The organism is Pantoea sp. DY-15 (assembly GCF_019795935.1).
In the GTDB taxonomy this organism is placed as follows: Bacteria; Pseudomonadota; Gammaproteobacteria; order Enterobacterales; family Enterobacteriaceae; genus Pantoea; species Pantoea leporis.
This window is the reverse complement of the sequence record NZ_JAIMIF010000004.1, coordinates 221,345-240,804: the sequence shown is the minus strand read 5'-3', so window position 1 is coordinate 240,804 and position 19,460 is coordinate 221,345. Positions and strand designations below refer to the sequence as shown.

The following is a 19,460-nucleotide window of genomic DNA, read 5'->3' as shown; positions in this document are numbered from 1 at the left end:
AGTTTACGTTCTCCCTGAGCGGGTCAAGTCGCTGAGATAATCGCCAGCGGCAAAGCGGAAAGGCACCGGACCATCCGCATGACCCTCGATAAACTGGCGCACACGCGGATCGGGATTTTCCCGCAGTTCCGGCGCGCTACCCTGAGCAATGATTTTTTGTCCGGCAACAATATAGGCATGATCGGCAATGCTCAAGACCTCAGGCACATCGTGTGAAACCACGATGCAGGTCAGGCCCAGAGCATGATTCAGTTCATCAATTAACTTCACCAGCACGCCCATGGTAATTGGATCCTGGCCGACAAAAGGCTCATCAAACATGATCAATTCGGGTTCCAGCGCGATAGCACGCGCCAGCGCCGCACGGCGTGCCATACCGCCAGAGAGTTCGGCAGGCATTAGTTTAGCGGCTCCGCGCAAACCCACCGCTTCCAGCTTCATCAATACGGTGCTGTGCAACAGCTCTGGCGGCAGCTGCGTATGTTCACGCAACGGCCAGGCAACGTTTTCATACACGTTGAGATCGGTAAACAGCGCGCCGGACTGAAACAGCATGCTCATTTTTTTACGCGCTTCGTACAATTTGGTGCGGGAAAGCGTCGGGATATTTTGATCGCGGAACCAAATCTCGCCTTTATCGGGCTGTAATTGCCCACCGATCAGACGCAATAATGTGGTTTTGCCAATTCCGGACGGGCCCATAATCGCGGTGACTTTACCGGCAGGTACCGTTAACGAGATGTCGTCGAAGATAGTACGATCTCCGCGCGTGAAACTGACGCCACGAACCTCAACCAGATTCGTTTGCTGCTGGATCATCTTTACCTCTTTATGCGGATCGGGCGCTATCAAAGCTGTGGATGGTAGCCTGGTAGCCTCGAATGCACGATAGTTTTACAGAAACTTACCCACTTAGTGTGGCGAAAACGGCCTTAAAATTTACTTTTGCCTCTCAGACAGTCAAAATCAGCGCCTGTTAGTGCGTGCAGAATGTTTTTACCCGTCGGACAAGGTTCGCCGACACCTCCATCCATCAAGGATTTTTAATGTTCGTAGCCTCTGCCTTGCTGTTTATCGGATTGATATTACTGGTTTACGGTGCCGACCGTTTGGTATTTAGCGCCGCGATCCTCTGTCGATCCTTTGGCATCCCACCGCTGATCATTGGTATGACGGTGGTAAGCATTGGCACATCATTACCGGAATTGATCGTCTCGTTTTCGGCCGCACAGCATGGGCAGATGGATTTAGCGGTTGGCACCGCGCTGGGCTCGAACATTACCAATATTCTATTAATTCTGGGCGGCGCGGCGTTGCTCCACCCATTGACAGTACACTCCAATCTGATTCGGCGCGAATTGCCATTAATGCTGCTAGTCTCACTGCTCAGCGGCATCATGCTGTTTGATAACTATTTAAGTCGACTCGACGGCATAGCGTTACTGCTGATTGCATTGGGTTATCTGCTGGTGGTGATTCGCATTGCTCGCCGTGCTGAACGCGACAATAACGACACGCTAACCCGCGAACAGCTGGCGGAGCTGCCGCGCGATGAAGCCGGCAACACCGTGGCCTTTCTGTGGCTGGCGGTTGCACTGATTATTTTGCCGATGTCGACGCGTATGGTGATCGACAACGCCACCGTCTTTGCCGACTACTTTGGTGTGAGCGAACTGGTGATGGGCCTGACGCTAATCGCCGTCGGCACCAGTTTGCCCGAACTGGCCACCGTGGTGGCTGGCGCGCTGAAAGGTGAGGACGATATCGCGATCGGTAACCTGATCGGCGCCAATATTTTCAATCTGGCGATTGTACTCGGCCTGCCGGCGCTGATTCATCCCGGCAGCGTTGATGCGCATGCCTTCGCACGTGATTACTGGGTGATGCTGGCAGTGAGCGTACTGTTCGCCTTGCTCTGCCTGCTGCGCAAACGCCGTATTGGTCGTATCGCAGGCACACTATTATTAGGTGGTTTTATCGCGTGGGTGCTGTGGCTATGGCTGAGCCCCATGCTTATCACAAGCTATTAAGGACGGACTGACCATGTCACATCAGCAACCGGATTTCGATTTTCAGCAAGCAGGCAAAGCGGTGCTGCGCATCGAACGCGAAGGGCTGGAGCAGCTTGATCAATATATCAATGATGATTTCGATCGCGCCTGCGCGATGATCTTTGCCTGCCGCGGCAAAGTGGTGGTGATGGGCATGGGCAAATCCGGGCATATCGGTAAAAAAATGGCCGCGACTTTTGCCAGCACCGGTACACCTTCGTTCTTTGTGCATCCCGGCGAAGCCAGCCACGGCGATCTCGGCATGGTCAGCACCAATGATGTGGTGATCGCGATTTCTAACAGTGGTGAATCCGGCGAAATCCTTGCGTTGGTGCCGGTGTTAAAGCGCCAGAAAGTGCAGCTGATTTGTATCACCGGCCGTCCTGAGAGCGCGATGGGCCGCGCTGCAGATGTGCATCTGTGTGTGAAAGTGCCGCAGGAAGCTTGTCCGCTCGGCCTGGCACCAACCACCAGCACCACCGCGACTTTAGTGATGGGCGATGCGCTAGCCGTGGCGTTATTGGAAGCGCGCGGATTTACCCAGGAAGATTTTGCGCTGTCGCATCCCGGCGGTGCGCTGGGCCGCAAACTGCTGCTACACGTCAGCGATATCATGCACAGCGGCGATGAAATTCCTCACGTTAGCCGTGATGCGTCGATGCGTGATGCGCTGCTGGAAATTACCCGTAAGAATCTCGGTTTGACGGTGATCGTCGATGACCTAATGAAAATCGAAGGCATCTTCACCGATGGTGACTTGCGTCGCGTGTTCGATATGGGCATCGATTTCCAGAAAGCCACCATTCAGGAAGTGATGACCAGCGGCGGCATTCGCGTGCGCCCCAATATGCTGGCCGTTGACGCCCTTAATTTGATGCAAAACAAAAACATCACCGCCCTGCTGGTGGCCGATGACGATCGCCTGCTCGGTGTGGTACATATGCATGACATGCTGCGCGCTGGCGTGGTCTAACAGGAAGAAATAATGAGTGCTGAAACGGCGATGGTCGAGACTTGCTACGGTCCGGTGAGCGCGGACGTCATGGCGCGTGCTGCGAAGATTCGCCTGCTGATTTGTGACGTTGATGGCGTGATGTCCGATGGCGTCATTTATATGGGCAACAGCGGTGAAGAGCTGAAAGCTTTTAACGTGCGTGATGGTTATGGCGTGCGTTGCCTGCTGACCTCCGGCGTCGAAGTGGCTATTATTACCGGCCGCAAAGCAAAACTGCTGGAAGATCGCTGTAAGACGCTCGGCATTACGCATCTTTACCAGGGACAATCGGATAAGCTTTTGGCCTGGCGGGAACTCCTGGATAAACTGTCATTAACGGCCGATCAGGTCGCCTACATTGGCGATGACCTGATCGACTGGCCGGTAATGGCGCAGGCGGGGTTGGGCGTTGCCGTTGCTGATGCTCACCCGATTTTACTGCCGCGCGCGCATTATGTGACCCGCATTGCCGGTGGTCGCGGCGCGGTACGTGAGTTGTGCGATCTGATTTTGATGGCGCAGAACAAATTTGAGGATGCCAAAGGGCAATCAATATGAGTAAGAGCAGGCGTTGGATGACGCTGATCCTGGCCTTGATCGCCTTAGTGCTGATCGGCTGGAATCTCACCAACCAGGATGACGACAGAACGCCGGTGGCAACCAACGATCAAGCGCCAACCTACACCAGCGAGAAATCGAACACGGTGGTGTATAACCCCACAGGCGCGCTGGGCTATAAGCTGGTCTCCGATAAAGTGACCTACTTTGCTGCCGATGAGATAAGTTGGTTCGATAATCCGGTGATGACCACCTATGACGTAAATAAAGTGGCGACATGGTCGGTACGCGCCGATAAGGCAAAGCTGACCAAAGATCGTATGCTTTATCTTTACGGCAACGTTGTTGTCAATTCTTTGACTCAGGATTCACAGCTTGAGCGCATCCTTACCGATAACGCTCAGGTTAATTTGGTCACCCAGGATGTGACATCTGACGATCAAGTCACCCTTTTTGGCCGCAGTTTTAATTCCACTGGCATGAAAATGCGCGGCAATTTACGGACGAAACATGCTGAGCTGCTTGAAAAGGTCAAAACTTCCTATGAAATTCAAAATGAACAAAAATAGCCTTAAGTTATTGCTGGTGAGTACGCTGCTGGCAACGAGCCTGCCTGCGCTGGCATTAACCGGCGACTCAGACAAACCGGTAAATATCGACTCCGTTAACCAGGCGCTGGATCTGCAGGGCAACGTTGCGACCTTTACCGGCAACGTAATTGTGACGCAGGGTTCCATCAAGATTACCGCCGATAAAGTGGTGGTCACTCGTCCGGGCGGCGATAGCAAAAAAACCATTGTTGATGCTTACGGCACGCCAGCCACCTTCTATCAGATGCAGGATAACGGTAAGCCGGTGCAAGGCCACGCCAGTAAACTGCACTATGAATTGGCGAACGATTTTGTTGAGCTGACCGGCAATGCCTTCATTCAGCAGCAGGACAGCAACATCAAAGGCGACCGCATCACTTACCTGGTGAAAGAGCAGAAGATGCAGGCGTTCAGCCAGGGCGACAGCAAGCGCGTGACTACCGTTTTGGTACCGTCGCAGCTGCAGGACAAAAACGGTTCGTCCGCGAGCCCTAAAAAGAGTAACTGATTGCTATGGCTACACTAATCGCTGAAAACCTGGCGAAAGCCTACAAAGGCCGCCGCGTGGTGGAAGATGTTAGCCTGCAGGTAAAATCCGGCGAGATTGTCGGCCTGCTGGGCCCAAACGGTGCCGGTAAAACCACCACCTTCTACATGGTGGTGGGCATTGTGCCGCGCGATGCCGGCCGCATCGTGATTGATGATGAAGACATCAGCATTCTGCCGCTGCATGCGCGCGCCCGTCGCGGCATCGGCTATCTGCCGCAGGAAGCTTCGATCTTCCGTCGCCTGAGCGTGTACGACAACCTGATGGCTGTGCTGCAGATCCGTGATGATTTAACCGAAGAACAGCGTCAGGATCGGGCCAACGAGCTGATGGAAGAGTTCCATATTGGCCATCTGCGCGACAGCATGGGCCAGGCGCTGTCGGGTGGTGAACGCCGTCGTGTGGAAATTGCCCGCGCGCTGGCGGCTAATCCGAAATTCATCCTGCTGGATGAGCCTTTTGCCGGTGTTGACCCGATCTCGGTTATCGACATCAAGAAAATCATCGAGCATCTGCGTGACAGCGGCCTTGGCGTGCTGATTACCGACCACAACGTGCGTGAAACCCTCGCGGTGTGTGAACGCGCTTATATCGTCAGCCAGGGACATTTAATTGCCCATGGCACGCCTGATGAAATTCTTGTAGATGAGCAAGTTAAGCGTGTTTATTTGGGCGAAGAGTTCAGACTCTGATAAGGTGTTGTAACACCCTACGTTTGCTTAGGAAATTCTTACCGAATTATGAAGCAAGGTTTGCAACTCAGGCTCAGCCAACAGCTGGCGATGACTCCACAGTTGCAGCAAGCCATTCGCTTGCTGCAACTCTCTACGCTTGAACTCCAGCAAGAACTGCAACTGGCGCTGGAAAGCAATCCGCTGCTTGAACAAACCGAACTGCACGAAGAAGTTGACGCACGTGAATTTCAGGATCAGGAAAGTGATTCGTTAGACACGCGCGAAGCGCTTGAGCAGAAAGATATGCCTGAAGAGCTTCCGCTCGACGCTACCTGGGACGAAATCTACACCGCAGGCACACCGTCAGGCACCGGCACCGATTACCAGGATGACGAACTGCCGATCTACCAAGGCGAAACCACCCAATCGCTGCAGGATTACCTGATGTGGCAGGTTGAGTTAACGCCGTTCACTGATACCGATCGCGCGATTGCCACGTCAATTGTTGATGCCATTGATGACACCGGCTACCTCACCGTCAGCTTACAAGACATTTATGACAGTATTGGTGATGAAGAGCTGGCGCTGGAAGAAGTCGAAGCCGTGCTCAAGCGCGTGCAGCGTTTTGATCCAATCGGCGTCGGTGCACGTGATTTGCGTGATTGCCTGTTAGTCCAGCTGTCGCAATATGCTGCCGACACGCCCATGCTGGCGGAAGCACGCCTGATTGTTAGCGAACATCTCGATCTGCTGGCCAACCATGATTTCCGCAGCCTAATGCGCGTAACCCGTCTGAAGGAAGAAGTGCTGAAAGAGGCGATGCTGCTGATTCAGTCACTCGATCCGCGCCCAGGCCAGTCGATCAACACCAGCGAACCGGAATATGTCATTCCCGATGTGCTGGTGCGCAAAATCAGCAAGCGCTGGACGGTTGAACTCAATTCCGACAGCATGCCGCGCCTGAAAATCAATCAGCAGTACGCTGCGATGGGCGGAGCTGGCCGTAATGAAAGCGATAACCAGTTCATTCGCAGCAACTTACAGGAAGCCAAGTGGCTGATTAAGAGCCTGGAGAGCCGCAACGACACGCTGCTGAAAGTGACACGCTGTATCGTTGAGCAGCAGCAGGCGTTTTTTGAGCAGGGTGAGGAGTACATGCGTCCGATGGTGTTGGCGGATATCGCTCAAGCTGTTGATATGCATGAATCCACCATTTCCCGCGTGACCACGCAAAAGTATTTACACAGCCCGCGTGGCATCTTTGAACTGAAGTATTTTTTCTCCAGTCACGTCAACACCGAAGGCGGCGGCGAAGCCTCTTCCACGGCGATTCGTGCATTAGTGAAAAAATTAATCTCGGCGGAAAACCCCGCAAAACCCTTGAGCGACAGCAAACTGACCTCCATGTTATCCGAACAGGGCATCATGGTTGCGCGACGTACGGTTGCTAAATATCGCGAGTCTTTATCGATACCGCCATCAAACCAGCGCAAGCAATTGGTTTGACCGAACGAAGAAGGAAGACCTATGCAGCTAAACCTTACCGGACTTAATGTTGAAATTACCGAACCTCTGCGTGAATTTGTAAATACCAAATTTGCCAAACTGGAACACTATTTTGATCGTATCAATCAGGTTTATATTGTTCTGAAGGTAGAGAAGGTGACGCAGGTTGCGGATGCAACACTGCACGTTAACGGCGGAGAGCTGCACGCCACATCGGAAGCGGAAGACATGTACGCGGCCATCGACGGGTTAATCGATAAGCTTTCCCGTCAGCTGACCAAACACAAAGACAAACTGAAAAAACACTAACCTTCACGCTTGCAGAGTGCTGACTGATTCGGCACTTAGAGCATAAATGGGGCGGAACTTACCGCCCCGTTTTGTCATCTGCGCAAGCGCCAGCGGGCGAACGGCAATGAAATCAATTGCCTGAAACTCGTGGCTATGTGAACTCGCAAGTGAAACGATGATGAACAACGATCTAACACTGGAATTGAGCTCGGTCCTTTCACTGGACTGTACCCGTAGCGGCGTACACTGCCAGAGTAAAAAACGCGCGCTGGAAATTATCAGCGAGCTGGCAGCGAAGCAGCTCAATCTGCCGCACCAGACGCTTTTCGAAGCCATCCTGACCCGCGAACGTATGGGCAGTACCGGTATTGGCAACGGCATCGCCATTCCACATGGCAAGCTGGAAGAGGACACCTTACGCGCTGTCGGCGTGTTTATTAGCCTCGATCAGCCTATCGCTTTTGATGCGGTAGATAATCAGCCGGTTGACCTGCTGTTTGCCCTGCTGGTACCCGCGGACCAGTGTAAAACCCACTTGCACACGCTTTCGCTGGTTGCCAAACGCCTGGCGGATAAAACCGTCTGTCGTCGTTTGCGCGCGGCACAGAGCGACCAAGAGCTCTACGCCATTATCACAGAAGCTCAGGAAGCACACTCTTAAGCGAGAAACACTTTTACCGGCGTATTCGCCGGTTTAAAACGGGAGAAATGTGATGGTGCTGATGATCGTTAGCGGTCGGTCAGGCTCAGGAAAATCAGTCGCGCTGCGTGCCCTCGAAGATATGGGCTTTTACTGTGTCGACAACTTGCCGGTGGTATTGCTACCGGAGCTGGCGAATACCTTAACCGAACGCAATATCTCTGCCGCGGTCAGCATTGACGTGCGTAACATGCCGGAATCACCGGAAGTCTTTGAAGCGGCGCTCAACAATCTGCCCGATGCCTTTTCGCCGCAGCTGCTGTTTCTTGATACCGATCGCAACACGCTGATTCGCCGCTACAGCGATACGCGTCGCCTGCATCCGCTCTCCAGCAAAAACCTGTCGCTGGAAAGTGCTATCGATGAAGAGAACGATCTGCTGGAGCCACTGCGCTCACGCGCCGATCTGATTATCGATACGTCTGAGATGTCGGTTCATGAATTGGCAGAGATGCTGCGTACCCGCTTGCTGGGCAAGCGCGAGCGTGAACTGACCATGGTGTTTGAGTCATTCGGCTTCAAACACGGCATTCCGATCGACGCCGATTATGTTTTCGATGTGCGCTTCCTGCCGAACCCGCACTGGGATCCCAAGCTGCGTCCGATGACCGGTCTGGATCGCCCGGTGGCCGCCTTCCTCGATCGTCACACCGAAGTGCACAACTTTATCTATCAAACGCGCAGCTATCTGGAACTGTGGCTGCCGATGCTGGAAACCAATAACCGCAGCTATCTTACCGTCGCCATTGGCTGTACCGGCGGTAAGCATCGTTCGGTGTATATCGCGGAACAACTGGCGGATTATTTCCGTTCACGCGGTAAAAACGTGCAGTCTCGTCATCGCACTCTGGAAAAACGCAAATCATGACCGTGAAGCAAACCGTTGAGATTCGTAACAAGCTGGGCATGCACGCGCGCCCAGCGATGAAGCTGTTCGAGCTGGTGCAGAGTTTTGATGCTGAAGTGTTGCTGCGTAACGAATCGGGCACCGAAGCCGAAGCCAGCAGCGTAATTGCGTTGCTGATGCTCGACTCAGCGAAAGGCGGTCACATTGAAATCGAAGCCAGCGGCCCGCAGGAAGAGCAGGCGCTGGCAGCGGTTATCGAACTGTTTGAAGCGGGCTTTGACGAAGATTAAGCCTTTCAGTGCAGCTTGTAGCGATTCAGGAAACCCTCGCCGCCTAACTGGCGCATCTGCCGCATAATCCACTGCTGACGCTGTCGCGTGTAGCCTGAAGGCGCATTGGCGCGGAAACGGATCGGATTGGGCAGAACCGCAGCCAGTAACGCCGCTTCAGACATTGTCAGGCGGCTGGCGGGTTTATGGAAGTAGCGCTGTGAGGCCTCTTCCACGCCAAATACGCCGTCGCCAAATTCTGCGATATTGAGATAAACCGTCAGGATGCGCCGCTTAGTCCACACGGTTTCGATTCCCACCGTGAGTCCCGCTTCCAGCCCTTTACGCACCCAGCTGCGGCCATCCCAAAGAAACAGGTTTTTTGCCGTCTGCTGCGACAAGGTTGAAGCCCCGCGCATACGTTCATTGCCATCGTTATCCAGCACTGATTGAATGGCATCAACATCAAAGCCCCAATGCTCGGGAAACTTTTGATCTTCCGACGCGATAACAGCCAAAGCCATCCACGGCGAGATCTCGTCCATGCCGACCCAATCCGAGTGCGCCACATAATCAAAACGCCCTGTAAACCAGGCACCGATTTGCCGCTCCATCATTACCGCCGAAAACGGTACCGGTAAAAAAGCAAACAGCAGAATGCCCGCTAACCAGATGCCGAGCCAGGTCAGCAGCACTTTAGCAATCAGTACTTTAATACGTTTTCCCAGCGTCCCTTTACTCTTGCTCATGCAATTTTCTCTTACCTGTTCCCTGTATTAATCAATCACCCAAGTCACAATAGCTAACACCAACGATTAACCACTAAATTTTATCCTCTGATTGGCAAAAACGTCAGTGAAATTGTTGCCTGCGCAATCAACGTTCCTCTATTAGAGCCAATCACATCAAGCACTTCCGCCAAAAAGGAATCGGTTCCATGATGTTAAATGCACCAGGCGCTGCGTGCATGAACACTTAACTGAATGTGATATCGCTCACGCAAAAGCTTTCATGAAGCTTAACTATAATTTTTTATGATGTTCGAACTTGTTCATTGATTACAGAGACCAATCTGAAAAATGCGACCAAATCTGTATGATCCTGCCTGCATTGGGCCTCAATGATGGTAAAGCGATTTACCGCACAATTGGTTTACATCATTCAATAAACTATAAACTGGAACTTTCCGTTTAAGGTTTCCAAAACGTTTTGGATAAGCCGTCAGAAAACCTTACTTTATTCATCAATATCAGCATGTTAATCTAACTTAACTTCAATTTTTTGTCAGAATCATATTTTCCATGCTCGTGTCAGGCTTTTCCTGCTAACGACTGAAGCAAAACCAGGCAAAAAGCAGAACAATTGGTCAAAAAAGGTGCAATATGGCAAAGAAATTAATTCCTTGCTTGACTGTGTCAGCAAATTAATGTTTTCTGTATTTAATCGCTGCTCAACATCACACAATTTAATGAATCTTGTCGCAAGCATTGGCGAATTTGTTAAGGTGATTTGGAAGCGTTAACCAATACCGAACTGCTGCTTTCTTATTCGATTTCTAATAATAGCAGCAGTGCCCATTTCCCTGGTGTTGGCGCAGTATTCGCGCACCCCAGTTTCGACTGGGGTCATTTTTTTCTAACGTCCTGTAATTTTTCCCGCTCCGCTACCCATTCACGTAACACGTTCACGTCTTTCAGCCACTCTTGTTTTAACTCATCGACCCACTCTTGCACGTTGTCCCACCACGCTGGCAATTCCGGCGACTGAATCTGCTTCGCCAACTGCTGTATATGCAGTAAGCCAACCGAACCTGCCGCACCTTTGATCTTGTGCCCTTCTTCAGCAATGCCTTTTTGATCGCGCGCCATCATGTTGGAATCCAGCACCTCGAGGTAGCCCGGCATCATCTGCTCAAACATGGTCAGGCTTTGGGTAATCAAACCAGGGCCAACCAGTTCAATGTATTGCTCCAGCATCGCCACATCTAGCAGCGTGCGCGACTGCGCGTCTGATGATTCGGTGGCGATCTCTTCCAGCTCCGGCTGATAATCCCAGAACTTCTTGATCACCGCCGTAAGCGCTGGCACAGCAAGCGGTTTGCTCAACACATCATCCATGCCGGCATCGAGATACTCTTTTTTGTCTTTCAGCACATTGGCGGTCAATGCCACCAGCGGCGGCAGCGCCACATCTGCGTAACGCTGATGGATGGCACGTGACACGTCGAGGCCCGTCATATCCGGAAGCTGAATATCGAGCAGCACCAGATCGAACTCCTGCGGATCAAACATCGCCAGCGCATCCGTACCGGTCATCGCGACTTCGACGCTGCAACCCAGCTTCTCCAGTACCGAGCGCGCAACGATGACGTTGAGTTCAATATCTTCCACCAGCAACACATGCAGCGCCGGCAACGGCATACTGTCATCCAGATTGTCGTCTTCCACTTCCTCAGCGACGCGTGGCGCGTTGATCTCCACGGTGAAGCAGGAACCCTGCCCCGCGACGCTACTCACGCTGATATCGCCGCCCATCGCCTGGGCTAAACGACGCGAGACCGCTAAACCGATGCCGGTGCCCGTTGCCGGCTTGCCGCCGTGCTGATCTTTCACCTGGTAATACATGGCGAAGATCTTATCCTGCTCTTCCTGCGGAATGCCCATTCCGGAATCCTGCACTTCAAAGTGCAGCGTTTCATCCTGACGATAGGCAACGCGCACCACAATCTCGCCCTGCTGAGTAAATTTCACGGCATTGCCGATCAGGTTCCACAGAATCTGACGCAGACGCGTGCCATCCGCCGAAATTTTATGGGGCAGCGGCAGCTCCGGCGCCATGACAAATTTCAGCCCTTTTGGCTGCGCCAGCAGACCGGAGAGGTTTTCCAGATCGGCGAGGAAACCGGTGAAATCCAGCGGCTGATTATCCAGCTGCACTTTGCGGCGTTCGATTTTGTCCACTTCAATTACATCATTGAAGATGTTGCCCAGCGTGATGGCCGACACGTGGATGGTTTTGAGGTACTTCAGCTGCTCCTGATTGAGATCGGTATCCAGCAGGATGCGGCTCAGCCCGACGATGCCATTCAGCGGCGTACGCAGCTCATGGCTGATAGTCGAAATAAAGGTAGTCTTCTCACGGCTGGCGTTCTCCAGCGCGTCCTGATAGCGCTTACGCTCGGTAATGTCGCGGCCAAAGCCCATCAGGCCACTGCGTTTTCCGACACGGTCGTAATAGGGCACTTTACGGATTTCGAAACAGGCTTTGCGCCCGTCGGGATATTGCAGCCACTGTTCGTAGGTTAGCGACACATTGTGGCGGAACACCTTCTCATCGGTTTCCAGCACTTTGGTGGCGGCTTCATCATCGTAGATATCGCGTGGTGTCAGGCCAATCAGCTGCTTTTCACTCATGCCGGTTAGCAGTTCCATGGCGCGATTACAGCCGGAGAACTGCTTATCAATGTTGCGGTAGAACACCAAATCCGGTGACGCATCAAGGAAGGAGCGCAGGAAGGAGGATTGCTGTTCCAGCTCAATTTGCGCCTGCTCGCGTCGTGCCATCTCTTCGCGCAGCTTATCCATCACCTGCTCGCGCGCTTGCTCGGCTTTAATACGGTCGTTAATTTCCTGATTAAGCTGGGTGATGGTCTCTTTCATCTGCTGGTTCAGCTCGAGATCGCGCGTACGCATCTCTTCCAGCTTATCCACCAGTTTCGACAGGCGCTGGCGCGACTCTTCCAGCTGATCGACCACCACTGAGAGGAAATAGACGGCCCAGGGCGTAATCAACAGACCGAAGAAGATGGAGCGGACGACGTCGATGCTCTCCACATGCCCACGCAATACCATGGTGACGGCCATCTGTACCACCATCGCCAGCACCACCAGCGCTGAGGCTAACAGCAGCGAAAAGCGTACCAGGCCGAGTTTGACCATCAAATCAACGTAGTACTGCGCTAAAAGACGAATCTGTTTCATTACGAGCTCCCTGAACGAAATCTGGCTCATGATAGCGTAATTATCGCTGCGCTGCCCCGCTTCACCCGGCCATATCGCGCAGGTTATGCCCTGTAATGGTGCATCGCAGCGTGATTTCGCCGACGTTCCCTTCTATATGCGCAAAGCGCTTGACTAATTCTGCCAACTGAATAATCTGGAGGGCCGCACTTTTGCGGACCTTTCCTCAACATCCGGTGCTAATCAGCACCCTGGCAGCCATTCATCCTGATGGTTGCACCTCCTTATTGCATACCCATTCATCTTAAATGACTTTCTACGCACGCTTTGCGTGATTAATTTTACTAATGGCAGCGCCATTTTGATTCAAATATGACGCCATAAGAAAAACAGATACATGCTGTGTATCAACTGCCCCTAACAGCATTAAATGCTGTTATAACCCTTTCTGCCAGCATTGTTTGGATATTAGAGGGCTGGGTCACAGTGAGACGGCTCACACTTCCTGGGGGAATGCGCAGCGGGATATTGACATAAATTTACGCAATAAATTCTTATTAATCATTTAATTAAGTGACAAGAAAGCCTATTACCCGCATCAAAGCTGGCTATTTGACCTGAGTTCGCTTTCCCGATAAGTTGGAATTCCACTGGAAGCTTTCCTGGTGGGCCTGTGTCTCGGCATATCTATGCAGCAAGAAGCCTCCCTCTGGATGCAAGCTATCTCCCGAAAGAGACCGGAATAAAAAGAGCAGCTCATTAAGGACGTGACAACAGTGTCTTGAGAGCCCTTGCTCGGTGCTGCGACGCCTGCTCTTTACTGAGCGGCACAAGAATTGATACCGCCGCGCTGGCTTACATTGTCACGCTGCGGTACACGAAATAATGCAGGTAATGTCAAAAGAAGTTTAAGGAGACTCTCAATGTCCACGCAAAAACCGAATCCCTATGGTTTGTATGACCCATCAGCTGGCAGTGACAGCTGTGGTGTAGGTTTCATTACCCGTAAGGACGGCGAGCAGACTCATGAGATTCTGCGGATGGCCCATAGCGCGCTGTGCACGGTTCCGCATCGTGGCGGCATGTCTGCCGAAGGCGTGGGCGATGGCGCGGGTGTGAACGTCGATCTCTCCCTGAACTTCTTCCGCAAGGTCACCGGTCTGGCGCTGGAAGCCGGACGTTTTGGCGTCGGTAACTTCTTTGTGCCAAAAGACGCAGAGCTGCGTGCAAACGCTGAGCGTCTGGTTGAAGAAACGCTGGCGGCGCATAACTTCCCGGTATTAGTGAAACGCGATATGCCGCTGGACGGCAGCGTGACGCGCCCGGCCGCCCTGCAATTCCAGCTGCCGATTGTGCAGTGGATTTTTGCCGCGCCGCAGGAAGTGACTGAACAACTCGAATTCGAGCGCCAGATTTATCGCGCGCTGCTGGATATCGAAGCGCGCGCCTTTACCGAAAGCGAATTCGGCGGCCTCTATCCGCTGTCGCTCTCTTCGCGCACGCAGGTATTTAAAGCGCGTCTGAACTCCAACGAAGTGATTCCTTACTTCAAAGATTTGACCGATGCCGATCATCAGGTGCGCGGGCTGTTCTTCCACACCCGTTTCTCGACCAACACCGATCCGCATACCACCATGGCGCAGCCATTCCGCTTAATGGCGCACAACGGCGAGCTGAACACCGATCGTAAAAACCGCATTGCCGAAGCGGCACTGATGCTGGCGCGCGGTAAAAAAATCGTGCGTCCAAAAGGTCAGTCCGACAGTTCGCGTCTCGACCAGAGCATCCATAGCCGTTTGATGGAAGATAACCTCGACCTGATCAACGCCGTAGTTTCGATGATGCCGCCAGCGTGGGAGAACGATACCTCGCTCTCGAACGAAGTGCGCGCCATGCTCGAGTACTTCTCTTTATATGAAGAGAAGAACGATGGCCCAGCTGCGCTGATCTTCGGTAACGGTGAAGTTATCGGCGCGCGACTTGACCGCCTCGGTCTGCGTCCGCTGCGTTCCGTTGAAACCGCGGAGTACATCGGAGCGATGTCTGAAGCGGGCCAGATCGCCTTCCCACCGGAAAGCGTGCTGCGTCGTGGCCGTATCGAAGCGGGCGGCATGCTCTATTACGATCACAAAGAGAAACGCTCTTACACCACGGTTGAAGCGCTGGAAAAACTGGCCGCTGAAAAAGATTATCTGTCACTGCTGAGCAAAGCGCGTATCGATCTCGCCGACCTGCCAGAAATTCAGGCAGAGCAGCTCGGCTCGCCGCTGCGTTATCGTGGTGACCTCAAAACCTATCAACGTTTTGTCGCCTACTACTACAACCAGGAAAGCTTCAAATTTATGATGGATCCGATGCTGCAAACCGGCGCTGAGAAGATCTCAGCCATGGGGTATGGCAACGCCATCAACGGCCTGTCTGACCATGAAGGCGGCATGGCGCACTACTTCTCACAACGATTTGCCCAGGTTACCAACCCGCCGCTCGACTCCATTCGTGAAGCGGACGGCATGACGCTGCGTGTTGCGCTGGGTGCGAAGCCGCATCTCGGCCGCAGCAAAGGTCAGCAAATCATTGTTCCGACGCCAATCCTGACGCACCTCGACATGCTGCGCCTGCGCGAGCAAACCGTCGCTCCTTATGCGCGTTTCGAGATGCTGTATGAGCCGGTGGTCGGCAAAGATATCGTCAGCCGTGCGGCCAACGCCAACGCGCTGGAAAAAGCCATTGATGACTTAGCCCAGCAGGTTGTCGATTTCGCACGCCAGCAAGGCGGCATCGCGGTGATCACCGATCGTCATATCTCTTCAACTCACGCAGCGATCCCGATGCTGCTGATGGTGTCGGCGATCAACCAACGTCTGGTGCAGGAAGGTCTGCGTCTGGATGTTTCGCTGGTGGTCGAAAGTGGCCAAAGCATCTCTTCACACCATATCGCGGCGACGCTGGGCTTCGGTGCTTCTGCCGTTTACCCACTCGGCGTGCAGATGCGTGCGGAAGAGAAATTCGGTGAAGGCGAAGAAGGAAATAAAGCCTTTAAACGCTATGCCAAAGCAGCCGAAAAAGCGCTGATGAAAACCATGGGTAAAGTCGGCCTGTGTACCGTTGAGAGCTACAGCTGCGGCGAGTTCTTCGAGCCGAACTTCCTGAATACCGACGATCCGGTATTGAAAAAGTATTTCCCGAATATCAAAACGCCGGTCGGCGGCGCGGGCTTCCCGGCGATCGCCCAGATGGCGGTAGACTGGCATCAAAGCGCATTAAAAATTCAGGGCGAAGCGGAAGTGCCGTTGCTCGGCCTGTTCAAAGAGCGTGCTGAAGGCGCGGGCCACTCATACGGCACCATCGCGGTGCGTACCTTCATTGATATGACGGAACAACCCATTCGCTTTGCTAACAAAGAGCGCGAAGAGGACAACTTTATTCGTTTGATGACGCTGGCCAAACTGGATAACGCGTTCAACATCAAAGCCGAAGCCTTTACAGACAGCAGCTTTGAGCGCATCCCAAATGATGTGATCGACAGCTTTGCCATCACGCCAGATTATCGTCAGTTCTCCAGCCTGATGCATGCCGAACGTAAACGCCGTCCTGCGGCGCTACGTGACATCCTCGCGCTGCCGTGCGATCTGACCCACGTGGACAGTGAAGCCGAATTCGGCCGTAAACTGGGCCGCTACTCGCTGGTGAACAACGGTTTCGCTACGCGTGGCCTGAAATGTGAGGCAGTGAACGGCAGCCTGAACCAGTTCGAGCTGCGTCTGATCGATGCCATTGCTGGCCTGAAACCGGAAAGCGAGCGCCTGGAAGCGCTGGCACGGGCACTGAAAACCCGTTTCACCGACGATATCGAAAACAGCAACGTGGCGGATGGCGTGTTGCACATCACCGCTTACGGCAAAGCGGCCGATTATCTGTCGCTAATCTTCACTGCGCTGCCATCGCTGCCGCTGGAAGAGATTCAGCCAGCCCACGAAATCACGCGTACCTTTGCTTCCGGTGCGATGAGCCACGGAGCATTGGTTGCGCCGGCGCACGAAGCTGTCGCGCACGGTACCAACATGGTTGGCGGCATGAGTAACTGTGGTGAAGGTGGCGAGCACTATTCACGTCACGGCACCATCCGCGCGTCACGTATCAAACAGTTGGCATCCGGGCGTTTCGGCGTGTGGGCCGCTTATCTTGCTGATCCAATGCTGGAAGAGCTGGAAATCAAAATCGGTCAGGGCGCGAAGCCTGGTGAAGGCGGCCAGCTGCCGGCACCAAAAGTGACCGTTGAGATTGCCGCAGCGCGTGGCGGTACGCCGGGCGTTGAGCTGGTTTCACCGCCGCCGCACCACGACACTTACTCCATCGAGGATTTGGCTCAGCTGATCCACGACTGTAAAGCCGCGCGCGTGCGCGTCATCGTCAAACTGGTTTCCTCTGAAGGTATCGGCACCATCGCCGTTGGCGTGGCGAAAGCTGGCGCAGATGTCATCAACGTCGCGGGTAACACCGGCGGCACCGGCGCAGCGTCCGTTACCAGCCTGAAATATACCGGCCGCGTGGCGGAAATCGGCATCGCTGAAGTGCATCAGGCGCTGTGTGCCAACGGCCTGCGCGACAAAGTGCAGCTGCGCTGCTCCGGCGCGCAGCAAACCGGCAGCGATGTGATCAAATCTGCCCTGCTCGGCGGCGATAGCTTCGAGTTCGGCACCACCGCGCTGATGATGCTGAAATGCGTGATGGCGAAAAACTGTAACGTCAAATGCCCGGCCGGTTTAACCACTAACGCCGAAGCCTTTGATGGTGATCCGCGTCAGCTGGCGCAGTACTTCATCAACGTGGCGCAGGAAGTGCGTGAGTTCCTTGCCCGCCTCGGTCTGCGGTCTCTGCGTGAAGCGCGTGGCCGTTCGGATCTGCTGCACTTGATGGATCACCCGCTGGAAGTCGGCAAACTGGATCTGCGTGCGATGTTGACCGTGGTGCCAGAGCAGAAAATTGCCAAGCCGGTGTATCTGGAAAAAGACTTTGAGCTGGATGATGGCTGGGTCAGCGAGCTGAAAACGCAGCTGGTTGGCGCGGCAAGCCGTGAAATCGCGCTGGGCGCGGGCATCACGCTGAACAACCGTAACAAAAGCGTCGGTGGTCAGCTGGCGATCGATATCGAACGCATGCTGAACCATGGACTCTCGACAGAGCAGCTGGCTGCATTGCCAGCGGTGCTGAAAGACGATCGCGGTCGTCACTATCTGGCGCCAGCCACCGTGCTGATTAACACCAGCGGTTCTGCCGGCCAGTCGTTCGGCGCGTTCTGCAACGACGGCATGCAGATGAAGCATTACGGCACCTGTAACGACGGTGTCGGCAAAGGCCAGTGCGGCGGCGAGTTGGTGGTGATGTCACCAGGCGGCGGCGCACAGGATAGCGATGGCAACGTGTTGATCGGTAACTTCGCGCTGTTTGGCGCCACCGGCGGCCGTCTGTTCGTTCAGGGCCAGGCGGGTGACCGCTTCGCCGTGCGTAACTCCGGCGCAACCGCGGTAGTGGAAGGCGTTGGTGACTTCTGCTGCGAATACATGACCAACGGCGCCATCCTCAACCTTGGCACCTTTGGTAAAGGCTTTGGCAACGGCATGAGCGGCGGTTTCGCTTACCAGTACGATCCGTATGGATCGCTGGCAGCCCACGCAGCAGGTGATTCGGTGCTGTTTGGTTCTATCGCCGATGAAGATGAAATGGCGCAGGTGCACAAACAAGCGGTGCTGACCATGCTGAACTGGCATCTGGAAGCAACCCAATCGCCACGCGCGGCCTGGCTGCTGGATAACTGGGAAACCGAGTGCCACCACTTTGTTTATGTGATGCCGCGTTCGCTGCTGCTGTATCAGGATGGCACCGAAATCCTGAAAGCCAAATCACGTAAAGACCTGCTTGAAGAGCTGTCAACCTCGCTGGCTGCGCATCAGGTTGCGAAGTTCAAATCAGCGTGGCGTGATGGTAAAACCATTGCCAACGGCGCAGTTCCGGCTTATGGCGCGACCGATACGCTGGAGATGTTTGTTCTGCTGAACAACTACACCGTTCTCAGCCTCGCGCAGCAGCTGGCGCTGGGCAAGCTGCCGAAAGGCACGGCGGTGGAAGATCCAGCAGTAGAAAAAGCGGTACGTAATCTTCTGATGACCGAAGATTTCACGCTCATCAGCAAGCTGCAACGTCATGCACGCTCGGCGATTGAGAGTTACAGTGATGACGAGCTGGCAAGCCTGATCGCCGCGAAACGAATGTCAGATTACAAAGCGGCATTAACGCAGCGCAACATTCGCTCGATGGACAGCCTGGCGACTTACGGCTGGATCATCTATCAGGATGCCTGCAACCGTGAAGTGCTTGGTCATCTGCCTGATTTTGAAGAGCTGTTTGCGCGTGCTGCCTTGCCAGAAATCGCTGCTGCAGTCGGGAAACTTTCCTGATTACAGTGCTACTGAACAT

Annotated in this window: 15 protein-coding genes; 12 read left to right on the top strand and 3 right to left on the bottom strand. The window is 53.8% G+C overall.

The window, feature by feature from the left end; genetic code table 11:
- Positions 1 to 3: 3 nt before the first annotated feature.
- Positions 4 to 819, bottom strand: a complete 816-nt coding sequence (gene mlaF / locus K5Y32_RS16235) for a phospholipid ABC transporter ATP-binding protein MlaF (protein ID WP_008104360.1) — start codon at positions 817 to 819, stop codon at positions 4 to 6.
- Between the two features lie 227 nt (positions 820 to 1,046).
- Here mlaF and K5Y32_RS16230 point away from each other — a divergent pair, with 227 nt between their 5' ends.
- From K5Y32_RS16230 to npr, 11 genes are all read left to right on the top strand, one after another.
- Positions 1,047 to 2,030: a calcium/sodium antiporter gene (locus K5Y32_RS16230; RefSeq protein ID WP_101762278.1), complete on the top strand. Its 984-nt coding sequence runs from the start codon at positions 1,047 to 1,049 to the stop codon at positions 2,028 to 2,030.
- A 13-nt stretch (positions 2,031 to 2,043) separates the two neighbouring features.
- Positions 2,044 to 3,024 (top strand): arabinose-5-phosphate isomerase KdsD, encoded by a 981-nt coding sequence (kdsD, locus tag K5Y32_RS16225; RefSeq protein WP_110868082.1) that lies wholly within the window; start codon positions 2,044 to 2,046, stop codon positions 3,022 to 3,024.
- 12 nt (positions 3,025 to 3,036) lie between these two features.
- Positions 3,037 to 3,603 (top strand): 3-deoxy-manno-octulosonate-8-phosphatase KdsC, encoded by a 567-nt coding sequence (kdsC, locus tag K5Y32_RS16220; protein ID WP_222185112.1) that lies wholly within the window; start codon positions 3,037 to 3,039, stop codon positions 3,601 to 3,603.
- Entirely contained in the window at positions 3,600 to 4,172 is a 573-nt protein-coding gene (gene lptC, locus K5Y32_RS16215; protein ID WP_101762281.1) for an LPS export ABC transporter periplasmic protein LptC, read from the top strand. Before kdsC ends, lptC begins: the two co-directional genes overlap by 4 nt.
- On the top strand, positions 4,147 to 4,701 hold the full coding sequence (gene lptA, locus K5Y32_RS16210; RefSeq protein ID WP_036648348.1) for a lipopolysaccharide ABC transporter substrate-binding protein LptA: 555 nt from the start codon (positions 4,147 to 4,149) through the stop codon (positions 4,699 to 4,701). Before lptC ends, lptA begins: the two co-directional genes overlap by 26 nt.
- Before the next feature lie 5 nt (positions 4,702 to 4,706).
- Positions 4,707 to 5,432: an LPS export ABC transporter ATP-binding protein gene (lptB, locus tag K5Y32_RS16205; RefSeq protein WP_008104371.1), complete on the top strand. Its 726-nt coding sequence runs from the start codon at positions 4,707 to 4,709 to the stop codon at positions 5,430 to 5,432.
- Between the two features lie 48 nt (positions 5,433 to 5,480).
- Entirely contained in the window at positions 5,481 to 6,920 is a 1,440-nt protein-coding gene (rpoN, locus tag K5Y32_RS16200; protein ID WP_101762282.1) for an RNA polymerase factor sigma-54, read from the top strand.
- 21 nt (positions 6,921 to 6,941) lie between these two features.
- On the top strand, positions 6,942 to 7,229 hold the full coding sequence (hpf, locus tag K5Y32_RS16195) for a ribosome hibernation promoting factor (protein ID WP_101762283.1): 288 nt from the start codon (positions 6,942 to 6,944) through the stop codon (positions 7,227 to 7,229).
- A gap of 160 nt (positions 7,230 to 7,389) precedes the next feature.
- Complete coding sequence (ptsN, locus tag K5Y32_RS16190; protein WP_176970221.1) at positions 7,390 to 7,872, top strand: PTS IIA-like nitrogen regulatory protein PtsN; 483 nt, start codon at positions 7,390 to 7,392, stop codon at positions 7,870 to 7,872.
- A 52-nt stretch (positions 7,873 to 7,924) separates the two neighbouring features.
- Positions 7,925 to 8,779, top strand: a complete 855-nt coding sequence (gene rapZ / locus K5Y32_RS16185; protein ID WP_101762285.1) for an RNase adapter RapZ — start codon at positions 7,925 to 7,927, stop codon at positions 8,777 to 8,779.
- Positions 8,776 to 9,048, top strand: a complete 273-nt coding sequence (npr, locus tag K5Y32_RS16180) for a PTS phosphocarrier protein NPr (protein WP_008104379.1) — start codon at positions 8,776 to 8,778, stop codon at positions 9,046 to 9,048. Before rapZ ends, npr begins: the two co-directional genes overlap by 4 nt.
- A gap of 5 nt (positions 9,049 to 9,053) precedes the next feature.
- On the opposite strand, the gene mtgA is transcribed toward npr, so the two are convergent.
- Together mtgA and arcB are read right to left on the bottom strand one after the other, a co-directional pair.
- A complete protein-coding gene (gene mtgA / locus K5Y32_RS16175; RefSeq protein WP_222185110.1) occupies positions 9,054 to 9,776 on the bottom strand; it encodes a monofunctional biosynthetic peptidoglycan transglycosylase in 723 nt (240 codons plus the stop codon).
- A gap of 876 nt (positions 9,777 to 10,652) precedes the next feature.
- Positions 10,653 to 13,007 (bottom strand): aerobic respiration two-component sensor histidine kinase ArcB, encoded by a 2,355-nt coding sequence (arcB, locus tag K5Y32_RS16170; RefSeq protein ID WP_222185109.1) that lies wholly within the window; start codon positions 13,005 to 13,007, stop codon positions 10,653 to 10,655.
- Between the two features lie 902 nt (positions 13,008 to 13,909).
- On the opposite strand from arcB, the gene K5Y32_RS16165 reads away from it, so the two are divergent.
- Entirely contained in the window at positions 13,910 to 19,441 is a 5,532-nt protein-coding gene (locus K5Y32_RS16165; RefSeq protein WP_222185107.1) for a glutamate synthase-related protein, read from the top strand.
- Positions 19,442 to 19,460: the final 19 nt, after the last annotated feature.

What these genes read in the sequence shown, in the direction of transcription:
- mlaF (WP_008104360.1), bottom strand. Translation starts at nt 819, where the DNA reads ATGATCCAGCAGCAAACGAATCTGGTTGAGGTTCGTGGCGTCAGTTTC.
- K5Y32_RS16230 (WP_101762278.1), top strand. Translation starts at nt 1,047, where the DNA reads ATGTTCGTAGCCTCTGCCTTGCTGTTTATCGGATTGATATTACTGGTT.
- kdsD (WP_110868082.1), top strand. Translation starts at nt 2,044, where the DNA reads ATGTCACATCAGCAACCGGATTTCGATTTTCAGCAAGCAGGCAAAGCG.
- kdsC (WP_222185112.1), top strand. Translation starts at nt 3,037, where the DNA reads ATGAGTGCTGAAACGGCGATGGTCGAGACTTGCTACGGTCCGGTGAGC.
- lptC (WP_101762281.1), top strand. Translation starts at nt 3,600, where the DNA reads ATGAGTAAGAGCAGGCGTTGGATGACGCTGATCCTGGCCTTGATCGCC.
- lptA (WP_036648348.1), top strand. Translation starts at nt 4,147, where the DNA reads ATGAAATTCAAAATGAACAAAAATAGCCTTAAGTTATTGCTGGTGAGT.
- lptB (WP_008104371.1), top strand. Translation starts at nt 4,707, where the DNA reads ATGGCTACACTAATCGCTGAAAACCTGGCGAAAGCCTACAAAGGCCGC.
- rpoN (WP_101762282.1), top strand. Translation starts at nt 5,481, where the DNA reads ATGAAGCAAGGTTTGCAACTCAGGCTCAGCCAACAGCTGGCGATGACT.
- hpf (WP_101762283.1), top strand. Translation starts at nt 6,942, where the DNA reads ATGCAGCTAAACCTTACCGGACTTAATGTTGAAATTACCGAACCTCTG.
- ptsN (WP_176970221.1), top strand. Translation starts at nt 7,390, where the DNA reads ATGAACAACGATCTAACACTGGAATTGAGCTCGGTCCTTTCACTGGAC.
- rapZ (WP_101762285.1), top strand. Translation starts at nt 7,925, where the DNA reads ATGGTGCTGATGATCGTTAGCGGTCGGTCAGGCTCAGGAAAATCAGTC.
- npr (WP_008104379.1), top strand. Translation starts at nt 8,776, where the DNA reads ATGACCGTGAAGCAAACCGTTGAGATTCGTAACAAGCTGGGCATGCAC.
- mtgA (WP_222185110.1), bottom strand. Translation starts at nt 9,776, where the DNA reads ATGAGCAAGAGTAAAGGGACGCTGGGAAAACGTATTAAAGTACTGATT.
- arcB (WP_222185109.1), bottom strand. Translation starts at nt 13,007, where the DNA reads ATGAAACAGATTCGTCTTTTAGCGCAGTACTACGTTGATTTGATGGTC.
- K5Y32_RS16165 (WP_222185107.1), top strand. Translation starts at nt 13,910, where the DNA reads ATGTCCACGCAAAAACCGAATCCCTATGGTTTGTATGACCCATCAGCT.